General features: G+C 48.9%; 20 protein-coding genes and 1 pseudogene. All 21 read left to right on the top strand.

From position 1 onward, the window contains the following. Positions 1–15 precede the first annotated feature (15 nt). A complete protein-coding gene (gene rfbB, locus DTF_RS0105425) occupies positions 16–1,125 on the top strand; it encodes a dTDP-glucose 4,6-dehydratase (RefSeq protein WP_027714502.1) in 1,110 nt (369 codons plus the stop codon). After that, the gene (gene rfbD, locus DTF_RS0105430) at positions 1,122–2,051 is read left to right on the top strand and encodes a dTDP-4-dehydrorhamnose reductase (RefSeq protein ID WP_027714503.1); all 930 of its coding nucleotides are present in this window, start codon (positions 1,122–1,124) and stop codon (positions 2,049–2,051) included. The genes rfbB and rfbD overlap by 4 nt, the downstream gene beginning before the upstream one ends. A 16-nt stretch (positions 2,052–2,067) precedes the next feature. Beyond that, complete coding sequence (rfbA, locus tag DTF_RS0105435; protein ID WP_027714504.1) at positions 2,068–2,943, top strand: glucose-1-phosphate thymidylyltransferase RfbA; 876 nt, start codon at positions 2,068–2,070, stop codon at positions 2,941–2,943. Positions 2,944–3,074: 131 nt separating this feature from the next. Then, the gene (gene rfbC, locus DTF_RS0105440; RefSeq protein WP_027714505.1) at positions 3,075–3,620 is read left to right on the top strand and encodes a dTDP-4-dehydrorhamnose 3,5-epimerase; all 546 of its coding nucleotides are present in this window, start codon (positions 3,075–3,077) and stop codon (positions 3,618–3,620) included. 226 nt (positions 3,621–3,846) lie between these two features. Continuing rightward, positions 3,847–5,334: a mannose-1-phosphate guanylyltransferase/mannose-6-phosphate isomerase gene (locus DTF_RS0105445; RefSeq protein ID WP_027714506.1), complete on the top strand. Its 1,488-nt coding sequence runs from the start codon at positions 3,847–3,849 to the stop codon at positions 5,332–5,334. A gap of 53 nt (positions 5,335–5,387) precedes the next feature. Further along, complete coding sequence (locus DTF_RS25970; protein WP_081702807.1) at positions 5,388–5,756, top strand: four helix bundle protein; 369 nt, start codon at positions 5,388–5,390, stop codon at positions 5,754–5,756. A gap of 55 nt (positions 5,757–5,811) precedes the next feature. Next, on the top strand, positions 5,812–7,158 hold the full coding sequence (locus tag DTF_RS0105450) for a phosphomannomutase (protein WP_304412849.1): 1,347 nt from the start codon (positions 5,812–5,814) through the stop codon (positions 7,156–7,158). Between the two features lie 224 nt (positions 7,159–7,382). Beyond that, on the top strand, positions 7,383–8,348 hold the full coding sequence (locus DTF_RS0105455; RefSeq protein WP_081702808.1) for a Wzz/FepE/Etk N-terminal domain-containing protein: 966 nt from the start codon (positions 7,383–7,385) through the stop codon (positions 8,346–8,348). Positions 8,349–8,383: 35 nt separating this feature from the next. Continuing rightward, positions 8,384–8,597, top strand: a pseudogene (locus DTF_RS27065) (IS481 family transposase); the annotation flags it as partial. Between the two features lie 160 nt (positions 8,598–8,757). Continuing rightward, positions 8,758–10,311 (top strand): lipopolysaccharide biosynthesis protein, encoded by a 1,554-nt coding sequence (locus tag DTF_RS25975; protein ID WP_081702809.1) that lies wholly within the window; start codon positions 8,758–8,760, stop codon positions 10,309–10,311. Further along, the gene (locus DTF_RS25980; protein WP_226989180.1) at positions 10,296–11,660 is read left to right on the top strand and encodes a glycosyltransferase family A protein; all 1,365 of its coding nucleotides are present in this window, start codon (positions 10,296–10,298) and stop codon (positions 11,658–11,660) included. The genes DTF_RS25975 and DTF_RS25980 overlap by 16 nt, the downstream gene beginning before the upstream one ends. After that, positions 11,657–13,147 carry a hypothetical protein gene (locus tag DTF_RS0105470; RefSeq protein ID WP_027714511.1) on the top strand — a complete coding sequence of 497 codons (1,491 nt, stop codon included), beginning with the start codon at positions 11,657–11,659 and terminating at the stop codon, positions 13,145–13,147. The genes DTF_RS25980 and DTF_RS0105470 overlap by 4 nt, the downstream gene beginning before the upstream one ends. Positions 13,148–13,193: 46 nt before the next feature. Continuing rightward, positions 13,194–14,222 (top strand): polysaccharide biosynthesis protein, encoded by a 1,029-nt coding sequence (locus tag DTF_RS0105475; protein WP_027714512.1) that lies wholly within the window; start codon positions 13,194–13,196, stop codon positions 14,220–14,222. After that, the gene (locus DTF_RS0105480; RefSeq protein ID WP_027714513.1) at positions 14,210–15,055 is read left to right on the top strand and encodes an SDR family oxidoreductase; all 846 of its coding nucleotides are present in this window, start codon (positions 14,210–14,212) and stop codon (positions 15,053–15,055) included. Before DTF_RS0105475 ends, DTF_RS0105480 begins: the two co-directional genes overlap by 13 nt. Beyond that, entirely contained in the window at positions 15,052–16,185 is a 1,134-nt protein-coding gene (gene wecB / locus DTF_RS0105485) for a non-hydrolyzing UDP-N-acetylglucosamine 2-epimerase (protein WP_027714514.1), read from the top strand. Before DTF_RS0105480 ends, wecB begins: the two co-directional genes overlap by 4 nt. A 118-nt stretch (positions 16,186–16,303) precedes the next feature. Beyond that, positions 16,304–17,395 carry a glycosyltransferase family 1 protein gene (locus tag DTF_RS25985; protein ID WP_081702811.1) on the top strand — a complete coding sequence of 364 codons (1,092 nt, stop codon included), beginning with the start codon at positions 16,304–16,306 and terminating at the stop codon, positions 17,393–17,395. Positions 17,396–17,406: 11 nt separating this feature from the next. Beyond that, positions 17,407–18,600 (top strand): glycosyltransferase family 4 protein, encoded by a 1,194-nt coding sequence (locus tag DTF_RS25990; protein ID WP_081702812.1) that lies wholly within the window; start codon positions 17,407–17,409, stop codon positions 18,598–18,600. 13 nt (positions 18,601–18,613) lie between these two features. Continuing rightward, entirely contained in the window at positions 18,614–19,222 is a 609-nt protein-coding gene (locus DTF_RS0105495) for a sugar transferase (protein WP_035055872.1), read from the top strand. A 3-nt stretch (positions 19,223–19,225) separates the two neighbouring features. After that, complete coding sequence (locus DTF_RS0105500) at positions 19,226–19,864, top strand: acetyltransferase (protein ID WP_035055873.1); 639 nt, start codon at positions 19,226–19,228, stop codon at positions 19,862–19,864. Between the two features lie 67 nt (positions 19,865–19,931). Continuing rightward, on the top strand, positions 19,932–21,161 hold the full coding sequence (locus DTF_RS0105505) for a DegT/DnrJ/EryC1/StrS aminotransferase family protein (protein ID WP_035055874.1): 1,230 nt from the start codon (positions 19,932–19,934) through the stop codon (positions 21,159–21,161). Positions 21,162–21,205: 44 nt separating this feature from the next. Further along, positions 21,206–23,125 carry a nucleoside-diphosphate sugar epimerase/dehydratase gene (locus DTF_RS22035; protein WP_051360949.1) on the top strand — a complete coding sequence of 640 codons (1,920 nt, stop codon included), beginning with the start codon at positions 21,206–21,208 and terminating at the stop codon, positions 23,123–23,125. Positions 23,126–23,271: the final 146 nt, after the last annotated feature.

Below are 23,271 nucleotides of genomic sequence, written 5' to 3' on the forward strand. Positions count from 1 at the left end.
TCTGAGGGATGAAATATGAAGAATATACTCGCCACCGGCGGCTGCGGCTTTATCGGTTCCAATTTCGTGCGCTGCGCCTTGGAAAAGCTTCCCGGCTGCCGGATCGTCAATCTGGACAAACTGACCTATGCCGGCAATCCGAAAAATCTTTCCGATGTGGAGAATGATCCCCGTTACCGTTTCGTCAGAGGGGATATCTGCAATGGGGAACTGGTGGAGCGTATTTTCGCCGAGGAATCGATTGACACGGTGGTCCATTTCGCCGCCGAATCCCACGTCGACCGCAGCATCTCCGGACCGGACGAGTTCATCCGGACCAACATCGTCGGGACCTTCACTTTATTGCAGGCCGCCCGCAAAGCATGGCTCGGTAACGCCTCATCCGCCTTCGCCAGCGCTTCGGCGGACAAGCGCCTCACACCTCACGCCTCACGCTTCCTCCATGTCAGCACCGACGAGGTCTACGGGTCCCTGGGGGAAACGGGATTTTTCACCGAGGAAACCCCCTTCGACCCCCGCTCTCCCTATTCGGCCAGCAAGGCCTCCTCGGATCACCTGGTCAGCGCCTACCATCACACCTACGGTCTGCCCACTCTGATCACCAACTGCTCCAACAACTATGGACCCTACCATTTTCCCGAAAAGCTCATTCCCCTGATCATCAACAACGCTCTCAACGGCAGGCAGCTCCCCGTCTACGGCGACGGCAAGAACGTTCGCGACTGGCTCTACGTCGTCGATCACTGCGAAGCGATCCTCGCCGTTCTGGAAAAGGGCAGGGTGGGGGAAACCTATAATGTCGGCGGCAACAACGAGAAGCAGAACATCGAAGTGGTCCTGACCATCTGCGATCTGCTGGATGAAAAGGTGGGGCTCCTTTCCGGCGGGGAGCCCCGGCGCTCCCTCATTCACTTCGTCAAAGATCGCCCGGGCCACGACCGCCGATATGCGATAGACGCCTCAAAACTGAAGGAAGAGCTGGGCTGGCAGCCCTCGGTCACCTTCGAGGAAGGGATTCGCCGCACCATCGAATGGTTTCTTGAGCATCCGGAGTGGGTCGCTTCCGTCCTGGATGGTTCCTATCAGGAGTATTACGAGAGGCAATACGGGTGTGAGGTTCTGTGAGAAGGGAAGAAGAACAAAAAGTCCGCCTCGCATTGGTGGGGGCCAACGGCATGCTGGCCGGCGCGGTGCGGAGTCTAGCTCCGGAAAATTACGACCTCGTCCTCCTGGATCTTCCGGATTTCGATCTTACCGATAAGGATCGGGTCCTTTCGGTGATGAATCAGGTCCGACCGGACGTGATCGTCAACTGCGCCGCATACACCAACGTCGATGGCTGCGAGACGAACGAAGAGACCGCCCTTCTGGTCAACGGACGTGGGCCCGGCCATCTGGCTGAAGCGGCGAAGGAGTTCGGTGCGACGCTGGTGCATGTCTCCACCGACTATGTCTTCGACGGCACGAAGAACAGTCCGTATACTGAAGAGGACGCTCCCAACCCCCAATCGGCCTATGGCCGTTCCAAGCTTCTGGGAGAGCAGGCGATCCTGCAAAGCGGCCTGGAGAAATTCTTTATCATCCGCACCAGCTGGCTGTACGGTCCGGGCGGTAAGAATTTCGTCGAGACCATTGTTCGACTGGCGAAAGATCGGGACGAACTCCGAATCGTTGACGACCAGGTCGGTTCTCCGACCCTTACCGACGATCTGGCCCGGGCGATCTTCGGTCTTCTGGAATTAGACGCGTCACCCGCTTTCGCCAAGGCTTCAGCGGGCAGGCCCCTCACGCCTCACGGAATTTACCACTTCGCCGACGAGGGGGAGTGCAGCTGGTACGAGTTCGCCGAGGCGATCGTCGCTCATCTGCTCAGGGCGGGGACGCCGCTGCAGATGAAAAGGATTCTGCCGATCGCCACCCATGAATATCCTCTCCCTGCGGTCCGGCCGGTCTATTCCGTCTTCTCCAAGGAAAAGTACCGGCGTGCTACAGGCGCCACGGTGCCCCACTGGCGGGAGAGTCTGGAAGTGTATTTCCGCACGCGTAACTGAAAATGAGCTAGATATGATGGGCATCAAAAAAGGAATTATTCTCGCCGGCGGCGCCGGGTCCCGCCTTTATCCCCTGACCCTGGTTGCGAGCAAACAGCTGCAGCCGGTTTACGACAAGCCGATGATCTATTATCCGCTGTCGACCCTGATGATGGCGGGGATCGATGATATTCTGGTCATCTCCACGCCTCAGGATACTCCGCGTTTTCAGGCCCTCCTCGGGGACGGAAAACGCTGGGGAATCCGCCTGTCCTATAAGGTTCAACCCGAACCCAAGGGGATTGCGCAGGCCTTTCTGGTCGGCGCCGAATTTATCGACGATGACCCGGTCTGCCTGATCCTCGGCGACAACATTTTCTATGGCAAGATGGGTCTGGACAAGATCGCCGCGCATTTCTCCGGAGGGGCGAAGGTCTTCGGATATCCCGTCACCGATCCCGAACGCTATGGAGTGGTCGAATTCGACAAAGAGGGAAAAGTCCTCAGCATCGAGGAAAAGCCGGCAGCGCCCAAATCCCACTATGCCGTTCCCGGGCTCTATCTTTACGACAACAAGGTGGTGGAGATCACCCGAGAGTTGAAGCCGTCCCTCCGAGGTGAACTGGAAATAACCGATGTCAATCTCGAATACCTGCGCCGCGGCGAACTGCTGGTGGAAAAACTCGGGCGAGGCATCGCCTGGCTCGATACCGGAACGCATATGAGCCTGCTGGAGGCCAGCCATTTCATCGGCACCCTCGAAGCCCGGCAGGGGCTCAAGATCGCCTGCCTCGAAGAGATCGCCCTGCGCATGGGGTTTATCGACAAGGCGGGGATGGAACGGATCATCGAGGATACGCCCAAATCCAGTTACCAGGATTATCTCGCCATGATTCTGCGGGACGGGTTTTAAAAATCAGGTACGAGGTAAAAGGTTAAAGGTACAAGGGAAAACCTTGAACCAGCCGTCGCCTGCGGCTTTGGTTGGCAAGCCTTGAACCTTTAGCCTTGATCCTTTTACCTTATCGACTTTTCGGATCTTTCATGAACATCATACAAACAGCCATCCCCGATGTGCTGATCATCGAACCGAAGGTGTTCGGTGACGAACGGGGTTTCTTCTTCGAGAGTTACAATGAAAGACAATGGGAGGAGAAAACCGGTCTGAGGACACGATTCGTCCAGGACAATCACTCCCGCTCCGCAAAGGGGGTGCTTCGCGGCCTGCATTATCAGATCAGACAGCCGCAGGGGAAGTTGGTGCGCTGCGTTTTCGGAGAAGTATTCGATGTGGCCGTCGATTTGAGACGGAGTTCTCCCACCTTCGGGAAGTGGTCGGGAACCCTTCTTTCAGATGAAAACAAACGTCAGATGTGGGTTCCCGAAGGATTCGCCCATGGTTTCCTGGTTCTTTCCGATGCCGCGGAGTTTCTGTACAAGACCACCGATTACTATGCACCGGAAAATGAGCGGGAGATCGTATGGAACGATCCGGAGCTGGGAATTGACTGGCCGATCGAAGTCGAGCCCGTGCTTTCAAAGAAAGATGCGGAAGCGGCGCCTTTCATGGATGCTATATATTACAAATGATGATGTTACGGCGTTTTTTCAGGACCTCGACATACCTGATGTATGCCTTCGCCCCTGAAAAACCACCAAGCCTTATAGGACGAAATTTTTGCTTAGCCATCCTCTGAGTTTTTGAGAGTATATCAATGATGCCTCATCCGTTCATATTTTTTCTGCGACCGGTCCAAAGCTGCCTGCGGGAAGGAATCGAATCGACCTGTCGCTCTCATAAGGAGAAAATCCGTCAATGATCGTACCGGTAATTCTTTCAGGGGGCTCCGGGACCCGTCTTTGGCCGCTTTCCCGGGAGCTCTATCCCAAACAGCTGCTTCCCCTGGTGGGTCCGCATACCATGCTGCAGGAAACAGTCATGCGTCTTTCCGGCCTTGAAGGGCTGGAGGCGCCTATGGTGGTATGCAATGAGAACCACCGTTTCATGGTGGCGGAGCAGCTGCGCTCCACCGAGCACAGCCCGTCAGCCATCCTTCTCGAACCGGTCGGGCGCAATACGGCCCCGGCCGTGGCCGTGGCCGCCATTCAGGCCACGGGAGACGGAAGAGATCCCGTGTTGCTGGTGCTTCCGGCCGACCACATCATCCAGGATGCAGCCGCCTTGCGCTCGGTCGTGAAGAGTGGCGTCCCCTGGGCCGAAAAGGGTAAGCTGATCACATTTGGCATCGTGCCCCGCGGGCCGGAGACAGGGTATGGGTACATTCGAGCGGACAAAAGCCGTCCTTTGTATTTGTCCAAAGTCAATGACCAGGTACCAATGGTCAATAACGATTTTACAAATGACCAAGGACAAATGACCAATGACGCCACCGCCTATGCGGTGGCCGAGTTTGTGGAAAAGCCCGATCTGGCCACCGCCCACTCTTACGTGAACAGCGGCGAGTATTATTGGAACAGCGGTATGTTCATGTTCCGCGCCTCCCGCTTTCTCGAGGAATTGGAGCGTTTCGCCCCCGAGATGCTGGCGTCCTGCCGCAGGGCACTGGAAGGGGCGGGACGGGACCTGGATTTCGTTCGTCTCGATGCCGATGCCTTCACAGCCTGTCCCGGCGACTCCATCGACTATGCGGTGATGGAGAAAACCTCCGATGCGGTCGTCCTTCCGCTTGATGCGGGATGGAACGATGTGGGCTCCTGGTCGGCCCTTTGGGAAGCCGGAGGAAAAGACGCCGACGGCAATGCCATCCTCGGAGATGTCCTGACCAGAGATGTCAGAAACTGTTATCTGTATTCCGGCAGCCGCATGGTGGCCGCGGTCGGCCTGGAAGATCACGTCGTTGTGGAAACGGCCGATGCGGTCCTGGTCGCTCCCAAGGACCGCGTGCAGGATGTGAAGCACATCGTCGAGCAGCTGAAGGCGCAGGGCAGGGGGGAGGCTCTGCTGCACCGGCGGGTAAACCGGCCGTGGGGGAGCTACGAGTGCATCGACAGCTCCGAGCGCTTTCAGGTCAAACACATCACCGTCCATCCAGGCGCAAGTCTTTCGCTTCAGATGCACCATCACAGGGCCGAACACTGGGTCATCGTCAAGGGAACGGCCAGGGTCACCCGAGGGGAGGAGACCTTCACGCTGAGTGAAAACGAGTCCACCTATATCCCGCTCGGAGTGAACCATCGTCTCGAAAATCCGGGCAAGATCCCCCTGGAGATCATCGAGGTTCAGTCGGGGAGTTATCTTGGGGAAGATGATATCGTGAGGTTTGACGACAAATACGGCCGCTGACGCGGCGTCATTTGTCACTGGTCATTAGTCCTTTGTGAAAATCATAAGCGGGAATGCCAGTCAGAAGTTTTGAAGATCTTCAAGTGTACCAACTTGCTGAAAGGCTTTCCGACATCATTTGGGAAGTTGTTCTCAATTGGGATTCTTTAGCCAGGGATACGGTTGGAAAGCAGCTGATCAGGGCCATGGATAGTGTGGGAGCCAATATAGCTGAAGGAACTGGCCGAGGTACATATCAGGACAATCGCCGATTTGTTAGAATCGCCCGTGGTTCGCTGTATGAAGTTCGACACTGGCTGCGCCGCGCTCACGCCCGAGGCCTTCTCGATACTTCCCATGTCAAATCCACCAAGCCGCTGCTTGATGAGCTAGCCCCCAAACTGAACGCATACTTACGGTCCATTGGCCCGATTGAACAATGACTATGCACCAATTGACCCTTTGAGGTTTTAACAAATGACCAATGACAAAGGACAAATGACAGCTTTTAAGGCCTACGACATCAGGGGCCGTATTCCCGACGAATTGAATGAAGACATAGCCTACCGCATCGGTCGCGCCTATGCCGAATTTCTCAAGCCGCAGAAGGTTGTCGTCGGCCGGGATGTGCGCCTGACCAGCGAAGCTCTCTGTCGTTCGCTGGTCGCCGGACTCACCGACGGCGGGTCGGATGTTTTCGATATCGGGCTCTGCGGCACGGAGGAGATTTATTTCGCCACCTTCAGCGAAAAGATGGACGGGGGAATCATGGTGACCGCAAGCCATAACCCCATGGATTACAATGGCATGAAGCTTGTTCGCGAAGGATCGAAGCCGATCAGCGGGGACAGCGGCCTCGATGTCATCAAGGAGCTGACGGCCCGAAACGATTTTGTACCTTCCCACCGCAAGGGGAAGGTGACCGGCCTGGATATCAAGGATAAATATATCCGCCATCTGCTCGGTTACAGCGACCTTCGGAATCTGAGCCCTCTCAAGGTGGTGGTCAATGCCGGAAACGGCTGCGCGGGCCCAGTCATCGATCTGCTGGAGGCTCATCTTCCCTTCGAGTTCATCAAAATTCATCACCGCCCTGACGGTTCTTTTCCCAACGGCATCCCCAATCCTCTGCTCCCCGAAAACCGGGATGCCACCATCAAGGCGATCCGAGAGAACGGAGCCGACGCGGGGATCGCCTGGGACGGGGATTTCGACCGCTGCTTTCTCTTCGACGAGGAGGGGGACTTCATCGAAGGGTACTACATCGTCGGACTTCTGGCCTCGGCCGCCCTCCGGCGCAACCCCGGAGCAAAGATCATCCACGATCCGCGCCTGATCTGGAACACCATCGACCTGGTCTTGAAAGGGGGAGGGACGCCCATTCAGAGCAAGACCGGGCATGCCTTCATCAAGGAACGGATGCGCCAGGAGGATGCGGTCTATGGTGGGGAGATGAGCGCTCATCATTATTTCCGCGATTTCGCCTACTGCGACAGCGGCATGATCCCCTGGCTCCTGGTTCTTGAAATTCTCTCTAAAAGCGGGAAGAATCTGTCCGAACTGGTCAAGGAGAGGATAATGCGGTTTCCGGCCAGCGGTGAGATCAACCGACGCCTGCGGGACCCATTGAGCGCCATTCGCAAGATCGAGGAGACGTTCAAGCCTGACGCGCTCGCCGTCGATTTCACTGACGGTTTGAGCATGGAATTCCCGGACTGGCGGTTCAATCTGCGTTGTTCCAATACTGAGCCGGTTCTGCGGCTGAATGTTGAGGCAAGGGGGGATGAGGGGCTCATGAAAACGAAAGCCGGCGATCTACTGAAATTGATCGATGGATTTTCATAGATCCGGGGTTTCTATTGCCTGCGCTCTGGCCTGAAGGGAACTCCGGATAGGGGCGTAAAGGTTTTTGAACTTCGGTTTTTTTTTGACAGAGGGGGATTTCAAAAAGCACGGGCCGTAGCCTTTAATTATCATTAATTTTGTAATTGACCGATCTTGGTCGATATGTTAACTTCCCAATTTCCAAGGGAAAATCGTAGTTTACTAAATTTTAGCTCTGGGAGGGAATGCTAGTGGCAGAAGATGAAATTGAACTTATTGATCTCTTTCGGATAATCTGGAAGAGAAGGAATCTGATCATCTTTGGCACCTTGATTGCTGTCATCGCCGCCGCCGGCATAGCCTTCCTTTTGCCCAAGGTTTACGAGGTCTCGGCCATTTTGGAACCGGGAACTCGCCCGATCAGCAATGACAAGGGACAGATTGTCGATGAGAAAAACGTGGTTTCTCCCGAGTCCTTAAAGGTGAGCATTCTCGGTGGGGCATACGATCAGACCATCCGCGAGAAGCTCAATATCCCCGCAGATAAATTCCCCAAGTTCAAAGTGACCACCCCACAGCAGACAAATCTGGTCAAGATCACCATCGAGAGCAGCCATCCCGACGAAGCATTGGTTACCCTGCGTGAGCTGGTCGCGGTTGTTGCCGCCGGAATCCAGGAGAAACTCGAGGTTGAGAAGGGCCAAGTTGGGAACGAGATAAAGTTGGCTCGCATTGAGGAAGAGGGACTCGCTAAAAGAATCGAATTGATCGAGACACAGATCGGCGAGACACAGGGGAAAATCGGGGCGCTGCTGAATGATCGCCAGAAATCGATGGCACGCAATCCTTCTGATGCCATGTCCGTACTGCTTTATTCCAACGAGATCCAGAATCAGCAGATCTATCTCAATGATCTGCAGGAGAGACTTCGGGAGTTGCAGACCACCGCTGAGGGGTCCGGCATCCGACTGGAAAACCTGCAGCTGAAGATGGCTTCCATCAAAAGCACCCGCCTCGCCAAGTCCCCCGGCATATCGCCCAAGCATATCCGACCCAAGAAGCCGTTGATTGTTGCATTGGCACTGATTATGTCAGCGATGGTCATGACTATGGCTGCTTTTTTCCTGGAGTACCTGGAGCAGCATCGGATTATCCTAAAGGGTCGTTCCGAGGTCCTTCGTTCGAATGTTGTGCCAAGCAGTGAAGCGTGATGAAAAAAGCTCTTCTCATCAAGAGAAAAGCCTCAGAGCTGAAGTTCCCAATGGAAGATGAACCTCCCAGGCACCCATTGGGAAAATCAGAGGGCGGAAAATATCACCTTGTTCGGCTTATTCGTAGCGACCAGAAACTGGACGTTTTTTGTGATCAATCTGGTTCCGCTGAAGATGATGCTCCAGTATGCGGTGGCTACTATCGAAGAGCAGAAGCTGAAACTCTTCCTAGGAGTCTGTCGGACTTGAGGTAAAAGGACTGAACAAGTCCAACTCTCTTGAACAGTTATTGAAAATCAGCAGGTGCACTCGTTGGGTGGTGAGAGACCCAAAAAGCAGCGCAGTGCTCTCACTTTTCAAAGTTCATTAGAGAACGTCTTTTTTACGCTATCAATCAATTAAGGACGCGATGAGACATAACTCAAATCCGACATTTGTTGGGTTACGTACACTTTTATTATCAAACAGATTAGGCAAGAATATAGCTTCGAATCTGATTGGAGGTGGATGGAATGGGCTACTGATAGTCCTTGCGACGCCATGGTATATATCCTTGTTAAGCATGGAAGGTTACGGCCTATTGGGATTCTGGCTGTTAATGCAAATGGTGCTTTCGCTATGTGATCTCGGGCTGGGAGCTACTCTCGTAAGGGAGTTCGCAAATTCTAAAGGACAAGAGAGCGGTAACCGGCGACGTGACCTATTACGCACACTGGAGTATGTTTACTGGCCAATAGCAGCATTACTAACTATAGTAATGTTTTTTTTATCTGAATGGATAGCCAATAATTGGTTGAAATTCAATTTTTTATCGGTAGATCAAGTTACCATTGCGATTAAAATTATGGCGTTGTCTTTAGGCCTGCAATTTCCTTGCGCGCTTTATTCAAGTGGATTGGCTGGATTGCAAAGTCAGGGACGAATGAATTTTCTCCAGATAGTTGGAAACAGCCTTCGATATGGTGGTGGGGTAGCGATATTATTCTGGAGGTCGGATCCAGGTTGGTTTTTTTGTGTGCAGGCTTTTGTCGCAGGGGTTCAAACTTTAGCTACTCGGGCAGTACTGTGGCATATGGTAAACGTTGTGGGAAGCAGACAGCCGATCTTCCGATTTTCTTTTCTGAAGAGTCTATGGCAATTTTCAGCCGGAATGGCACTGACTATGATGGCAGGTGTTTTGCTGAGTAACGTCGATCGATTATTTTTAAGTAAGTTGGTGTCTGTAGAGGAGTTGGGGAAATACACATTGGCCTTTACTGCCACTGGTCTTTTACAAATGGGAATCCAGCCTTTTTACCGTGCCTATTTCCCGCGATTTGCTGAATTGTTTGCTTCGGGCGATTCTGTCAGATTGCGGGAGGAGTATTATCGGGGATGTCGATTAGTGGCTGGGATTATAATACCTTTTGCCATTATTGGTGTAGTGTTCGCTCCTGAAATTTTTATGGCATGGATAGGCAGGTCCGATAATACGATTGTGAGTGTATTCCGATGGTTATTGGTTGGGATTACAGGAGCCGGATTAATGTGGCTACCGGCGGCTTTTCAACAAGCACAGGGGTGGACCCGACTGCATGCCACAATGATAACCGGAGCTTTATGCTTGGGTTTCCCCAGCTTGTTCTGGGCTATTAATCAGTGGGGGACAGTAGGAGCAACGGTCGTTTGGGTATTGCATGGTGTTTCGGATGTTACGTTAGGGCTATGGCTTATGCATAAGCGGCTACTATCAGGCGAATTTGTTTTATGGTACCGTACCGTAGTTTTGCCGCCTTTGCTATGCAGTTTGCCGATTGTTGGATTATCCCGGTGGTTGTTACCTCTAGGTCTAAACAGTTTTTCCAGCGCGGTTTGGCTAGGAATAACTAGCCTGCTTGTCGTTATGAGTACATTAATCTTTGTAAAATTTAAAAATATTGCAAACAAGACTCATGAAGATATCTTATTATGGAAATCAAAATGATAGATAAAAACAAAGATAAATATCCTCTTTTTACCGTAATCATACCGGTCAAAAATCGAGCAAAGTACTTGTATCACACCTTGCGCACATGCATGATGCAAAATTACGATAATCTTGAAATAATAGTATCTGATGATGGCAGCACAGATAATACCCGGGATGTGGTTGAAGATGCGTCGCGCATAGATTCTCGCATTCGCTATCTTTCGCAGGGCGCCGGAGTGGGAATGCGTGAAAATTTTGAGTTAGTTCTGCGGCAAGTCAAGCCTGGATTTGTAATTGCTTTGGGCGGGGACGATGGTCTTTTGCCTGATGGCATAAAAGGCATGCAAGATATTTTGTACGATACAGGGATGGATTTACTTGCATGGCCAGCACCTTTGTACTCATATCCGAACGTAACTGGTCCAAACGGACAATTGGTAATCTACCACAAAAGAGGGATAAAAATTGTCGACTCTCATGAGTTTTTGAATAGGCAAGCAAAGAACCTTCATTATTTAAGTGATATCGAATCCCCAATGTTTTATGTCAAAGGTGTTGCCTCAACAAAACTAATTGATAGGGTTCGTAATCGAACTCCAGATGGACGTTTTTATTCATGCCCGACTCCTGATGGATATTCAGGAATTGTCCTAGCTGGTGAGGTTCCTCAATATACCTTTTCTGGAAAACCTTTTTCAATTTTTGGAATGTCACCTACTTCACAAGGGTTAGGATACCTGTCTAATGATGAGGAAGCTAAGAAAGGATCGGAAACTTTTTTTCGGGATGTATCATTAAAATCAATGCACCCGGAGTTAGCTTCACAACCGTATTCGCCATTGATCACTTTGATGACGGTTGATTATTTGCTCACTGCCCGGGATCTGCCAGGGTGGAATGGTTCTTTTCAGCCAATTAATTATAGGGAAGTATTACTTAAAGGATTAAAAGAATTAGCGCATGGATTATATGGGGAAGAGCGGATTTGCCGTGAGCTGAAAATACTTAATGAGATAGCAGAGAAACATGGGTTTGGTGAGTTCTTTCGGGGAAAAGTTCTGCGAGCGAAACGCTACAGGAAAAGAACTCCGTTTGAAGGTAATGGCATTAATACGGATGGCTTTCTCTTGGATGGAAAAGCATATAACCTCTGTAATATATTCGATGCATCTCATGCAGCTAAAAATATATATCAAGTTTATTCCGATCTGAAGCCTTCTTCCTTAGTTAATATAATTTCAAAATCGCTGCTCTATCGTTTTCGTGCCCTTAGAAAGGGAAGCCTGTTCCCTCCCGATTCAGAGTGGGGTAGAAATAGTTCCGAAATTAGGCAAATTAGCAGTTCGTTAAAAAGAGAAGAATGAAAATAAATAATAAAAATCATATCGATTTCGCCCAAAAAGGTTGCGTCAAGCAACCTCAAGAAATTATCGTAGGGGGTATGTTTGTCCTCAGCATTGTAGCTCTGTGGGCTGTGCTGGGAATTGTGACTACATTGATTTTTACTGCCGAACAGATGTATGTAATTGTACCACTGCTAGCCGCCGTAGCTATTTTTATTATTTTCTCTTATGTTCTTTGGTTTAGGACGGGGGCCCTTATATTTGGTGAAATCGGATTTATCTATCTGGTTTTTGCGTTGGCTTATACAATTTTGCCATCCATTACATTTCTTACGATAAACTTTGATTTTCCGATAGGTTTCGATAATCTAAACTTCTCCATCCTATCGCCACAACCTGAAGAGTTAGGTGCTCACTGTTGGCGGCATTTTCTATTTATTTTCGGTGTAGCGACTGGTTACATAGCAGTGCGTGGCGGAACTATGCCAACAATGCCTCTACATGAAAACTCAATGTCTAGAGATTCACAAATCGTAGCAGTAATGAGTTTGATTACGATATTTTGCGTTATTTCAGTTTCATTATTGTCATCACCGGTTGCTACATATTGGGACCACTATTCTCGATTTGACCATCTTTCGTGGTCTCTTCGCAGATTCGTTTATTTGTGTTTGATTTTTAAAAACGGTAGTTATTTCATTTTAATGACATTAATGTTTAGGCAATACCAGAAATATAGAATTATTATTTTCATAATAGTCCCCATTATATGCATCTATGAGACCGTCTATTCTTTCGGATCACGTATAGAAACTTTAACTCTATTACTTGCCTTTATCGGTTTCTATCATTTCAAGGTAAACCCGATAAGTTTAAAAAAAGGTATATTGTATTTGCTTTTTCTTGCCATTTTATTCACTGGAATTGAATTGATACGTTCTTCCGATAACAGCTTTGAAATCGCTAAAAACGCAGTAGCGACCGAAGGAATAAAATCAGCTTCTGAGTTTGGCGCTATATACTATACAGGTTTTCATCTTTATGCTGAGCGAGATCAAGGGAACATTCCGCCTCGGGATTGGCAGATGTTTTTTTATGAATTTATTTCGTTAATACCTTTTCTTGACCACACGGCATATCATCCCCAATATTGGTACGCACGACACTATTTTCCTAATGCAATCGTGCCACCTCAAACGATGGGTGTTATAGTGGACAGCGCAATTTGGGGTGGCGAATTCGATTTATTCATACGCAGTTTAATTAATGGCGCGTTGTTTGCAATGCTGACGCGCTGGTTTCTTGCCCATAGAAATAAATGGTGGGCGTGTACTATCTATATCTATTGGTACGCTACTTGTGTTATGACGTTAAAATATTCTGTTTTATATCAACTTATTCCATTTACTAGAATATTGATTCCAGTGTTATTGTGTACAGGAATTCTTTTTTTATTACAAAAAAATCTTATGTCTTTGAAGTCTGTTTGCAATGAGACTGTTGACTAAAATTTACTACGACTTATTATCCCTTTAAGAGTATTGGGTATGCCTTATGTTTAAAGACAAAATATTACTCATTACCGGTGGCACCGGTTCTTTTGGTAATGCAGTATTGCGGCGCTTTCTTCATACCGACATCAAAGAAATTCGTGTTTTCAGCCGGGACGAAAAAAAGCAGGAAGACATGCGAATTGAGTTGAATAATGACAAAGTTAAATTTTATATAGGTGATGTTCGCAATTATAAAAGTGTATACTCTGCTTCCTCCGGAGTGGATTATGTATTCCATGCAGCCGCTTTGAAACAGGTTCCATCCTGTGAGTTTTATCCTATGGAGGCCTTCCGCACAAATGTTCTAGGTACTGAAAATGTTTTAGATGCTTCCTTGGCAAATGGTGTGAAAAAAGTCATCACCCTTAGCACCGATAAAGCAGTTTATCCAATTAATGCCATGGGCATTTCAAAAGCAATGATGGAAAAATTAATGTCAGCCAAAGCCCGCATGGCTGACGAAACAAAAACGATTTACACAGGTACTCGATACGGCAATGTAATGGCATCCCGTGGCTCTGTTATTCCGCTCTTTATCAAACAGATTCGTGAGGGGAAGCTATTAACAGTTACGGACCCGAACATGACACGGTTTCTTATGTCGCTCGATGATGCTGTTGATCTGGTGTTGTACGCCTTTTGCAACGCTCGACAAGGCGATATCTTTGTACAAAAGGCACCCGCCTCTACCATCATGGATTTGGCAATTGCAGTAAGGGAGTTGTTTAACGCAGCGACGGATATTAAAGTGATCGGCACACGCCACGGTGAAAAATTGTACGAGACACTGCTGACTAGAGAGGAATTATCAAAAGCAGAAGATATGGGTGACTACTACCGGATTGTACCTGATGAACGTGATCTGAATTACGGGAAATATTTCACCGAGGGAGAGGAGCAGATTTCAAGGTTGGATGATTATAACTCTCACAACACTCAAAGGCTCACAATCTCAGAAATAAAAGAAAAACTCTTGCAGTTGGAGTTTATTCAGCAGGAACTTAGAGGAGGTGTTGGGTGCGCATATTAATTTTAGGCGGCGATGGCATGCTCGGACACCAATTACTGAAACACCTTTCACTTCGTCACGAGGTAAAAACAACCTTACGTCAGGACTTAGGCGCTTATTCATCTTACTGCTTATTTAATAAACAGAATTCGTTCGATGCTGTCGATATCCGTTCTCTGGAACGACTTGTTGAAGTAATCGCCGACTTTCAACCAGAGGCAATTGTTAACGCTGTTGGCATAGTAAAGCAGCGACCGAATGCCAAAGAAAGCATTCCAAGTCTTGAAATCAATGCATTGCTGCCTCATCGTTTGGCTATACTGTGCAAAGGGATCGGTGCACGCCTGATCCATCTGAGCACCGATTGTGTTTTTTCCGGCAAAAAAGGGAACTATCTGGAGAGTGATCCATCCGATGCTGAAGACCTGTACGGCAAGACCAAATATTTGGGTGAGGTGCATGACAACAACTGCCTGACCTTGCGCACATCGATCATCGGGCGGGAGCTTTCCCGCAACAGGAGTCTTCTTGAATGGTTTTTGGCCCAGAAAGGCACGGTTAAGGGTTTTACAAACGCTATCTATACAGGCTTTACCACTCTGGAGATGAGCAGGATTATAGAAAAAATGCTCGTAGAGTTCCCCAATGCCTCAGGTGTCTATCAAGTATCCAGCGAACCCATCAACAAATACGAACTGCTTCTCCTGTTCCGGGAGAAGCTGGGTCATGATATTGAAATAGTGCCGGAGGACAGTTTCTGCTGCGATCGTAGCCTTGATTCGTCCCGCTTCCGGGCCGATTTCATGTATAACCCGCCAGATTGGAACGCCATGCTCGAGGAGCTTCGCATATGACCATGAAAGTTATGACTATTGTCGGTACCCGGCCGGAGATCATTAAGCTAAGTAGGGTCATCAGCGAACTGGACCGGCATGTGACTCATATCTTGGTACATTCTGGCCAGAATTATGATTATGAACTGATCGACATTTTCTTTAACGAGATGGGCATTAGGAAACCAGACTATTTTCTTGAGGCGGTCGGCGCAAACGTGGCTCATACCATCGGTAATGTGATTGCAAAGGCTGATGAGGTTATAGAAATAGAAAAGCCGGACGCTCTCCTGCTGCTAGGGGATACCAACAGCTGTCTGGCGGCCATCGCTGCCAAGCGACGCAAGATACCGATCTTTCACATGGAGGCAGGTAACCGCTGTTTCGATATGCGTGTACCGGAGGAGATCAACCGCAGGATCGTCGATCATCTCAGCGACATCAACATGACCTATACGGAACACGCTCGCCGCTATCTGCTGGCAGAAGGATTGCGGCCCGAAACAGTTATTAAAACAGGTTCTCCCATGCAGGAGGTGCTTGCATATCACCGGGAGCAGATCGACGCCTCGGATGTATTGGCACGACTGAATGTTCGCACAAAAGAGTATTTCCTGGTAAGCGCCCACCGGGAGGAGAATGTGGACAGCGAGGTCAATTTCACCAATCTGCTGCAATCGCTTTCTACCATTGTTGAACGCTATGACAAGCCGGTCATTGTCTCCACACACCCGCGCACCAGAAATAGGCTAAAAGAAAAGGGCACCACAAACCTCGACAGCCGCATACAATTTCTCAAGCCGCTCGGTTTTCCTGATTATGTCAAGCTGCAGGTGAATGCAGCCTGTGTTATTTCCGATAGCGGTACCATTATGGAAGAATCATCTATCCTCAATTTCCCTGCGGTGACCATTCGCCAGGCCCATGAGAGGCCAGAGGGGATGGATGAGGGGACACTTATCATGTGCGGACTTGAGGCAGAAGCGGTCATCATGGCCATAGAAGTTGTGATGGCCCAAACAGCAGAGCTTAGTAAACCTTTCAAAGTTGTGCACGATTATAATGTAGATAATGTTTCACAAAAAGTTCTGCGGATTATTCTTAGTTATTACGACTATATTAATAGGACTGTCTGGAGGAAAAAACTGTAATTAAAATCAAGAAGCCGAGATCCGTTTGTAATTCCAAATACGATATAGAATTATACTATTGTGAGCCTAACAGTTTCACCTCTAAATTAATAATCAGGTTTCTGAGGTCTGAAATATAATGAGAATATACCTTGATAACATTGCATTCAATATACAGAAAGCCGGAGGGGTATCTGTATATTGGTCTGAAATTGTTAAACGCTCTGTTTATTCAGGTCATAATGTGACATTTATTGAAAAAAAAAAGGATATTAATAATATTTTTAGGAAGCAGATCAATATTAGTCCCTCAAATATAACAGATCAGAAATATATTCCAATCAGCATTTCTCGATATTTACCGGTTCACTTAAATACAGATACTCCTTCAATTTTTCACTCAAGTTATTTCAGGATCTGCAATAATCCTAAGGTTCTAAATGTTGTCACTGTTCATGATTGTATTTATGAATTATTCGTTAGTGGATTTAAACAAAAACTGCATTTATGGCAAAAGAAAATCGCTCTTAATAAATCCGATATTATAATATGTGTATCTGAAAGTACGAAGAGGGATCTTTTAACAATTTATCCTCATTTGCCTTCAAATAAAGTTAAGGTTATTTACAATGGGGCAGGTGATGAATTTTTCCCACTCGAAAAACAATTACCAACACCTAGACCTTACGAACAGTTTTTAAGGAAAAAATATATTCTTTACGTTGGTAGTAGAGTTAGCTATAAAAATTTCAATTTGATCATTGACGTTGTGAAGCAATTGAAAGACTTTTCACTTGTAGTTGTTGGTGGGGGTGAATTTACAGATAGTGAAGTCCATAATTTATCTCAAATAAAAGACCGCCTTTTTCATGTCAAGTCTCCTTCTAGCAATGATCTTAACATGTTTTATAATTATGCTTATTGTTTATTGTATCCATCAAGTTATGAAGGTTTCGGGATTCCAGTAGCTGAGGCTATGAAAGCTGGTTGCCCAGTGATAACTTCATCCGTTTCATCGATTCCTGAGGTTGCCGGAAATGCCGGATTACTGGTAGATACTATTTCTACTGCTTGTATTATAGCTAAAATCCAAGACCTTAAAAATGAATCTTACCGAAATGAGATTGTTAAATTAGGGCTTATTCAAGGAAACACTTTTTCATGGGATAAATGTTTTCGAGAGACAATTGAATGTTATGAACATGCCTATGGTAATAAATTCAATCCTTGAAAGCGCCTATTATGCCAAATAAACAGAATTCTAGGCCCATAATTTTTTTAAATCAAACCACTGGTAAATTATTTCATGAACTTGTTGAAGATTCAGCAAAGGCATGCGCTCAAGTATTCTTGTTTTCTGGTCCAGTCTCGAAACCATCTGTTGATAATAATGATTTAAATTTAGTAGCCGCCCCTACCTACAATCGCAAAAATTATTTCACTCGATTATGTTCTTGGATTCATTACTTCCTAAAAGCATTTCTATTCGTATTCACCCTATGTAGCAGTTCGCTATTGTTTATAGTTACCAATCCCCCTTTTCTGGGATTAGTAGGTCTATTTTTTAAAATTTTTAGAAAACAAAATTATGTAGTTCTTGTCTATGACATATACCCCGACCTTCTTGTGGGAATGGGGACCCTCCGCAATGGTTGGATCTCACAGCTTTGGACAAAAATGAACCGGCTTGTGTTAGAGAATTCAAGTGTAGTCTTCACTATAGGTGATGATATGGCGCATCTGCTTGAAAAAAGTTTCGATCTGAGCCGTACGATTGCTGGACGTGCAATCGTTATCCCCAACTGGTCTGACGTTGATACGATCAAGCCCCTTGCGAAAGATAATAACGCGTTTGCTATTGAGCATGATCAAGTAGGAAAAATTACTGTTCTCTACTCTGGCAATATGGGGAACACTCACGATATAGAAAGTATTCTTGCTGTTGCTCGAGAATTAAGGGATTATGAGGCTATTCATTTTTTGTTCATTGGTGAAGGGGCAAAGAGACCTCTCGTGGAGAGAACCAAGGTAGACGAGGGATTGCAAAACATTTCTCTTTTGCCGTTTCAGTCTGAAGAAGCACTTCCCTACTCTATGGCTGCAGGTGATATCGGGATTGTTTCTTATCAATCAGGTACAGAGGCTTGTATTGTGCCGAGTAAGACATACTATTACATGGCAGCTGGTCTTGTTCCATTAGTGATTTCAGGGAAAGAGACTGATCTGTCGAGAATGTTAGTTAAAAACAATTCTGGCATCTTTGTCCGCAGTGGAGACATTGATGGGATGAAACGGGCGATACTTATATTAGCAAACAACGGTGAACTATTGAAAAATTACAAGATCGCAGCACGTGCCACTGCAGAACAACATTTTTCGCGCCACAACATAAAACTGTATATTGATGCACTCAAACGGTATGAATTGTTTGAATAATGGTACCCTTCTGATGACTTTTTCTAAACGTATGTTTGATATCTGTGCAACCTTTCTGGGACTTTTGGTAAGTTCACCGTTGTTGTTGGTGCTTTCTCTGTTTGTCAGAGTTAATCATGGCTCACCAGTTTTTTTTAGACAACAACGCCCCGGCCTAAACGGGAAGCCGTTCTACATGTATAAATTTCGTACTATGACAGAAGAACGGTATGAGGGTAACCTGCTTCCAGACTGCCAACGCATCACCGGTTTTGGAAAATTTCTGCGGGGTACCAGTATGGACGAACTGCCCGAACTGATTAACGTGCTGAAGGGGGAAATGAGCCTAGTTGGACCAAGACCGCTTCTGATGGAATATCTGCCCCTCTACACTTCCGAACAGGCCCGCCGCCATGAGGTCCGCCCAGGTATCACCGGGTGGGCTCAAGTCAACGGCCGCAACGGCATCAGTTGGGAGGAGAAATTCAAGCTTGATGTGTGGTATGTGGATAACCGGTCGTTTTGGCTTGATATCAGAATTCTCTGGACGACTATAGTCAAAGTTTTCAAACGGGAGGGGATCAGTCAGGAAGGGCAGGCGACGGCTGAGAAATTCATGGGAACAAAAATCGGTAATGGGTGAGGTGTGAGAGGAACGGAGAAAGAAAAAATCTTTGTGTTTGGCGCCAGCGGACATGCCAAGGTGGTGATGGACATCATTGAGCGCCAGGGACTCTTCGATATCGCTTTTCTTGCCGACGACAATCTGGAGTTAAAGGGAAAGGATTTGTTCGGCTACCCAGTTATCGGTGGAAAAGATGATCTTCTATTATCTGACGGCGAGGTTCGCAGGGGTATCGTCGCGATTGGCAGCAACCGTGCACGCAGAGCGGTAGCTGGGTGGCTCATTGACCATGGTTTCAAGCTTATTGGTGCCGTCCACCCCTCGGTGCAGTTGGGACGGGGCGTTCAGATTGGCGCCGGAACGGTGGTTATGGCCGGTGCGGTGATCAACAGCGACACCCGCATTGGCGACAATGTCATCGTCAATTCCCGAGCCAGCATCGACCACGACTGCATTATAGGTGACGGTGTGCACATTGCCCCTGGTTCGATCCTCTGTGGCTCGGTTAGTGTCGGCGAAGAAACCTTCGTCTGCGCCGGCGCGGCAGTGATCCCCAATTTGACCATCGGCCGGAACGTTATAATCGGTGCAGGTGCCACGGTGATCCGTGATGTGCCTGATGGGGTGACGGTAGTGGGAAACCCAGCTAAGATCATTTAAAACTTTACCTCACACAAATGCCGTAAGGGGCAACGAGGGAAATGGATAAAAAGCCGAAGGCTAAATTATGAGATATGATGTGAATACTTCTGAAAAGTTAGTTGTCGATGGGGGGAAACCTGTCCGTACAACCCCTTTTTCCCCCTGGCCCTTTTTTGAGGCGGACGAAATTGCAGCGGCTACCGTCCCACTCACGTCCGGTAAGGTCAACTACTGGACCGGCCAGGAAGGGCGGGAATTCGAAAAGGAATATGCAGCCTTTACCGAGTGCCGCCATGCCATCGCTCTCGCCAACGGTACCGTCGCCCTGGAACTGGCCCTTTATGCCTTGGATATCGGCCCGGGGGATGAAGTCATCACGACCAGTCGCACATTCATGGCTTCGGCCAGTTGCGTGGTGATGCGCGGGGCAACGCCTGTCATCGCTGACGTCGACCCGGTCACACAGAATATTAGTGCCGAAAGAATTCGTCCTCTTATCACACCAAAAACCCGGGCTATCATCGCGGTGCATCTGGCCGGCTGGCCATGCGAAATGGACGATATTCTGGCTCTGGCGAAAGAGTTCGGCCTGAAAATCATCGAGGACTGCGCCCAAGCGCATGGAGCGACCTACAAAGGGCGCCCGGTCGGCTCCATGGGCGATGCGGCCGCTTTCTCTTTTTGCCAGGACAAGATACTGACTACGGGCGGTGAAGGGGGAATGCTGGTGACTAGCGACACCGCCCTGTGGAAAAAGGCTTGGGCCTTCAAGGATCACGGTAAGAGTTTCGATGCTGTTTATAATCGGGAGCATCCCCCGGGGTTTCGTTGGCTACACGACTCCTTCGGAACAAACTGGCGCATGACAGAGATACAGGCCGCCATAGGCCGGGTGCAGCTGCGCAAGCTTTCCGAGTGGACGCGCCTCCGGCGGCGCAATGCCGCTCTTCTTGACGAAGCTTTTTCCGGCATACCATCTCTCAGGGTCACGTTGCCACCAACTGAGGTTGGCCATGCCTATTACAAGTATTATGCTTTTGTCCATTCCGATCAGTTGAAAGAAGGATGGAGCCGCGACAAAATCATGAATGCTGTCACGGCTGAAGGAGTTCCCTGCTTCAGCGGAAGTTGCAGTGAAATCTATCGGGAAATGGCTTTCGTTGGTGCCGGCCTCGAACCGGCGAATCGTTTGCCTGCCGCCAGAGAATTGGGTGAAACCAGTCTGATGTTCCTAGTGCATCCGACCCTCAGCGAACAGGATATGAATGATACCTGCCGGGCCGTGGAAAAGGTTTTAAAACAAGCTTCCCGTTAGAAGCGTATTGTTTTTTCATTGATGGAGTGCAGGGGGGAAATTACATGTACAAATCTTTACTTGAAAAGCGCGTGTGGATCATTGTTGCTGTACAGGTGGCCGCCATCATAGGGTCCTTTGTGCTTGCCTTCGCTTTGCGCTTCGACATGAAGATCCCCGAGAACTACTGGTCGACTCTGTGGGCTTTGTTTCCGGTTCTTTTGGCGATCAAACTGATAGTATTCTGGAAAACGGGTCTTTTCAAGGGGTGGTGGCGATATGCCTCCATGGCCGACCTGATTGTCATCTTCAAGGCTAACCTGATCGGATCAGGCGGGTTCGTCCTGTATGCGGTCTACGTCTACCGGCTTGAAAACATCCCTCGCAGCGTTCTTGCCCTGGATTTCATCTTCTGTTTCCTGCTGATGGGCGGTGTACGCTTCGTGACACGGGCCTTTCGGGAGAACTACTTCCCCATGCCCTTGAATGCGAGACCTGAACGAATCCGGGTCCTGGTGGTGGGCGCCGGGGATGCCGGGCAGATGATCGCGCGGGAAATTCGCCAGAATCCACGACTTCGCTCCGAAGTGGTCGGGTTTCTGGATGACGATCCTAAGAAAAAGGGAGAGCGGTTCCAGGGGATTCGCGTTCTGGGGCGTCAAGGCAACCTCGCCTCGGTTTGCAGCAAAAATAATGTTCATGAAGTGATCATCGCTATCCCCTCCGCCTCCAGCAGGGAAATCCGCCGAATTGTGGAACGGTGCCTGGAGGCGGGGGTCAAATTCAAGACCCTTCCGGGCGTGGGCGATCTCATCGACGGGAGGGTTTCCGTCCAGCATATCCGCGAGGTGAACCTGGAGGATCTTCTCGGCCGGGAACCGGCCCGCCTCGATGTCGAAAAGATAAGGGCCTACCTGAGCGGGAAGCGGGTCCTTGTAACCGGCGCCGGCGGCAGCATCGGGAGCGAAATCTGCCGGCAGGTAGCCCGTTTCTCCCCCGGGAAAATCATCCTGTTCGAAAATGCCGAAACTCCCCTTTTTCATATCGAGCAGGAGCTTCTCAAGAACTTCCCCGACGTCCGTCTGTCGCCCATTGTCGGCGATATCCGCTACCGAGCCCGGGTAGAGGCGATTTTCGACGAATTCATGCCTGAAGTGGTTTTTCATGCCGCGGCCTACAAGCATGTTCCCATGATGGAGCATAATCCTGCCGAGGCTGTGAACAATAATGTCAGAGGGACCAAAATTATTGCCGATGCGGCAAATTCCTTTGGTGTCAAGAATTTCGTCATGATCTCCACCGATAAGGCAGTCAACCCGACCAATGTGATGGGGGCGAGCAAGCGGGCGGCGGAGCTCTATATTCAGTCTCTGGGCAGAAGAAGCCAGACGCATTTTGTCACGGTGCGCTTCGGCAATGTGCTGGGGAGCAACGGCAGCGTTGTTCCCACATTCAAGGAGCAGATCCGGAAAGGTGGGCCGGTTACGGTGACCCATCCGGAAGTCACCCGCTTTTTCATGACCATACCCGAGGCATCCCAACTGGTGCTTCAGGCCGGGAGCATGGGAAAGGGGGGAGAGATATTTCTGCTCGACATGGGGGAACCGGTTAAAATTATTCATTTGGCGGAGGAGTTGATCCGCCTTTCGGGGTTGCGCCCCTACGAGGATGTCGATATAACTTTTACGGGACTGCGTCCCGGCGAGAAGCTGTATGAAGAACTCCTTCTATCCGGGGAGGGGACCGTTCCTACCGCGCACGAAAAGATCATGGTGGCGAGTGCCGCTTTCTACGATGAAAATGTTCTCCAACAGCAGTTGGAGGAGCTATTCGAAAGGGCGAGAGCGATGGACCTTGCGGCAACGGTCGGTATACTGAAGGAGATCGTGCCTGAATACCGGCAGCCCGTGAATCCTTCTCCGGGAAAGGTTTATCTGCATCCGGCCGTAAGGCAGGGTATCTCCATGTCTGCGGAAACCGGGTAAGTCGATAACCTTTGATGAATTGCAACAAACCGGATTTTCTAACCGCGTAGGTCGCAGAGATCGCGGAGAACACCCTGTAAATTTTAATGGATTTCCTCTGCGGTCTCTGCGTCTCGGCGGTGAGAACCGATTTTTACGATATCGTC

Origin of the sequence: Desulfuromonas sp. TF (assembly GCF_000472285.1) — a bacterium.
Lineage (GTDB): Bacteria > Desulfobacterota > Desulfuromonadia > Desulfuromonadales > ATBO01 > ATBO01.

Bases quoted from the DNA above. Each gene is read 5' to 3' on its own strand.
- rfbB (WP_027714502.1), top strand. From the start codon at position 16: ATGAAGAATATACTCGCCACCGGCGGCTGCGGCTTTATCGGTTCCAAT.
- rfbA (WP_027714504.1), top strand. From the start codon at position 2,068: ATGGGCATCAAAAAAGGAATTATTCTCGCCGGCGGCGCCGGGTCCCGC.
- rfbC (WP_027714505.1), top strand. From the start codon at position 3,075: ATGAACATCATACAAACAGCCATCCCCGATGTGCTGATCATCGAACCG.
- DTF_RS0105445 (WP_027714506.1), top strand. From the start codon at position 3,847: ATGATCGTACCGGTAATTCTTTCAGGGGGCTCCGGGACCCGTCTTTGG.
- DTF_RS25970 (WP_081702807.1), top strand. From the start codon at position 5,388: ATGCCAGTCAGAAGTTTTGAAGATCTTCAAGTGTACCAACTTGCTGAA.
- DTF_RS0105450 (WP_304412849.1), top strand. From the start codon at position 5,812: ATGACAGCTTTTAAGGCCTACGACATCAGGGGCCGTATTCCCGACGAA.
- DTF_RS0105455 (WP_081702808.1), top strand. From the start codon at position 7,383: ATGCTAGTGGCAGAAGATGAAATTGAACTTATTGATCTCTTTCGGATA.
- DTF_RS25975 (WP_081702809.1), top strand. From the start codon at position 8,758: ATGAGACATAACTCAAATCCGACATTTGTTGGGTTACGTACACTTTTA.
- DTF_RS25980 (WP_226989180.1), top strand. From the start codon at position 10,296: ATGGAAATCAAAATGATAGATAAAAACAAAGATAAATATCCTCTTTTT.
- DTF_RS0105470 (WP_027714511.1), top strand. From the start codon at position 11,657: ATGAAAATAAATAATAAAAATCATATCGATTTCGCCCAAAAAGGTTGC.
- DTF_RS0105475 (WP_027714512.1), top strand. From the start codon at position 13,194: ATGTTTAAAGACAAAATATTACTCATTACCGGTGGCACCGGTTCTTTT.
- wecB (WP_027714514.1), top strand. From the start codon at position 15,052: ATGACCATGAAAGTTATGACTATTGTCGGTACCCGGCCGGAGATCATT.
- DTF_RS25985 (WP_081702811.1), top strand. From the start codon at position 16,304: ATGAGAATATACCTTGATAACATTGCATTCAATATACAGAAAGCCGGA.
- DTF_RS25990 (WP_081702812.1), top strand. From the start codon at position 17,407: ATGCCAAATAAACAGAATTCTAGGCCCATAATTTTTTTAAATCAAACC.
- DTF_RS0105495 (WP_035055872.1), top strand. From the start codon at position 18,614: ATGACTTTTTCTAAACGTATGTTTGATATCTGTGCAACCTTTCTGGGA.
- DTF_RS0105505 (WP_035055874.1), top strand. From the start codon at position 19,932: ATGAGATATGATGTGAATACTTCTGAAAAGTTAGTTGTCGATGGGGGG.
- DTF_RS22035 (WP_051360949.1), top strand. From the start codon at position 21,206: ATGTACAAATCTTTACTTGAAAAGCGCGTGTGGATCATTGTTGCTGTA.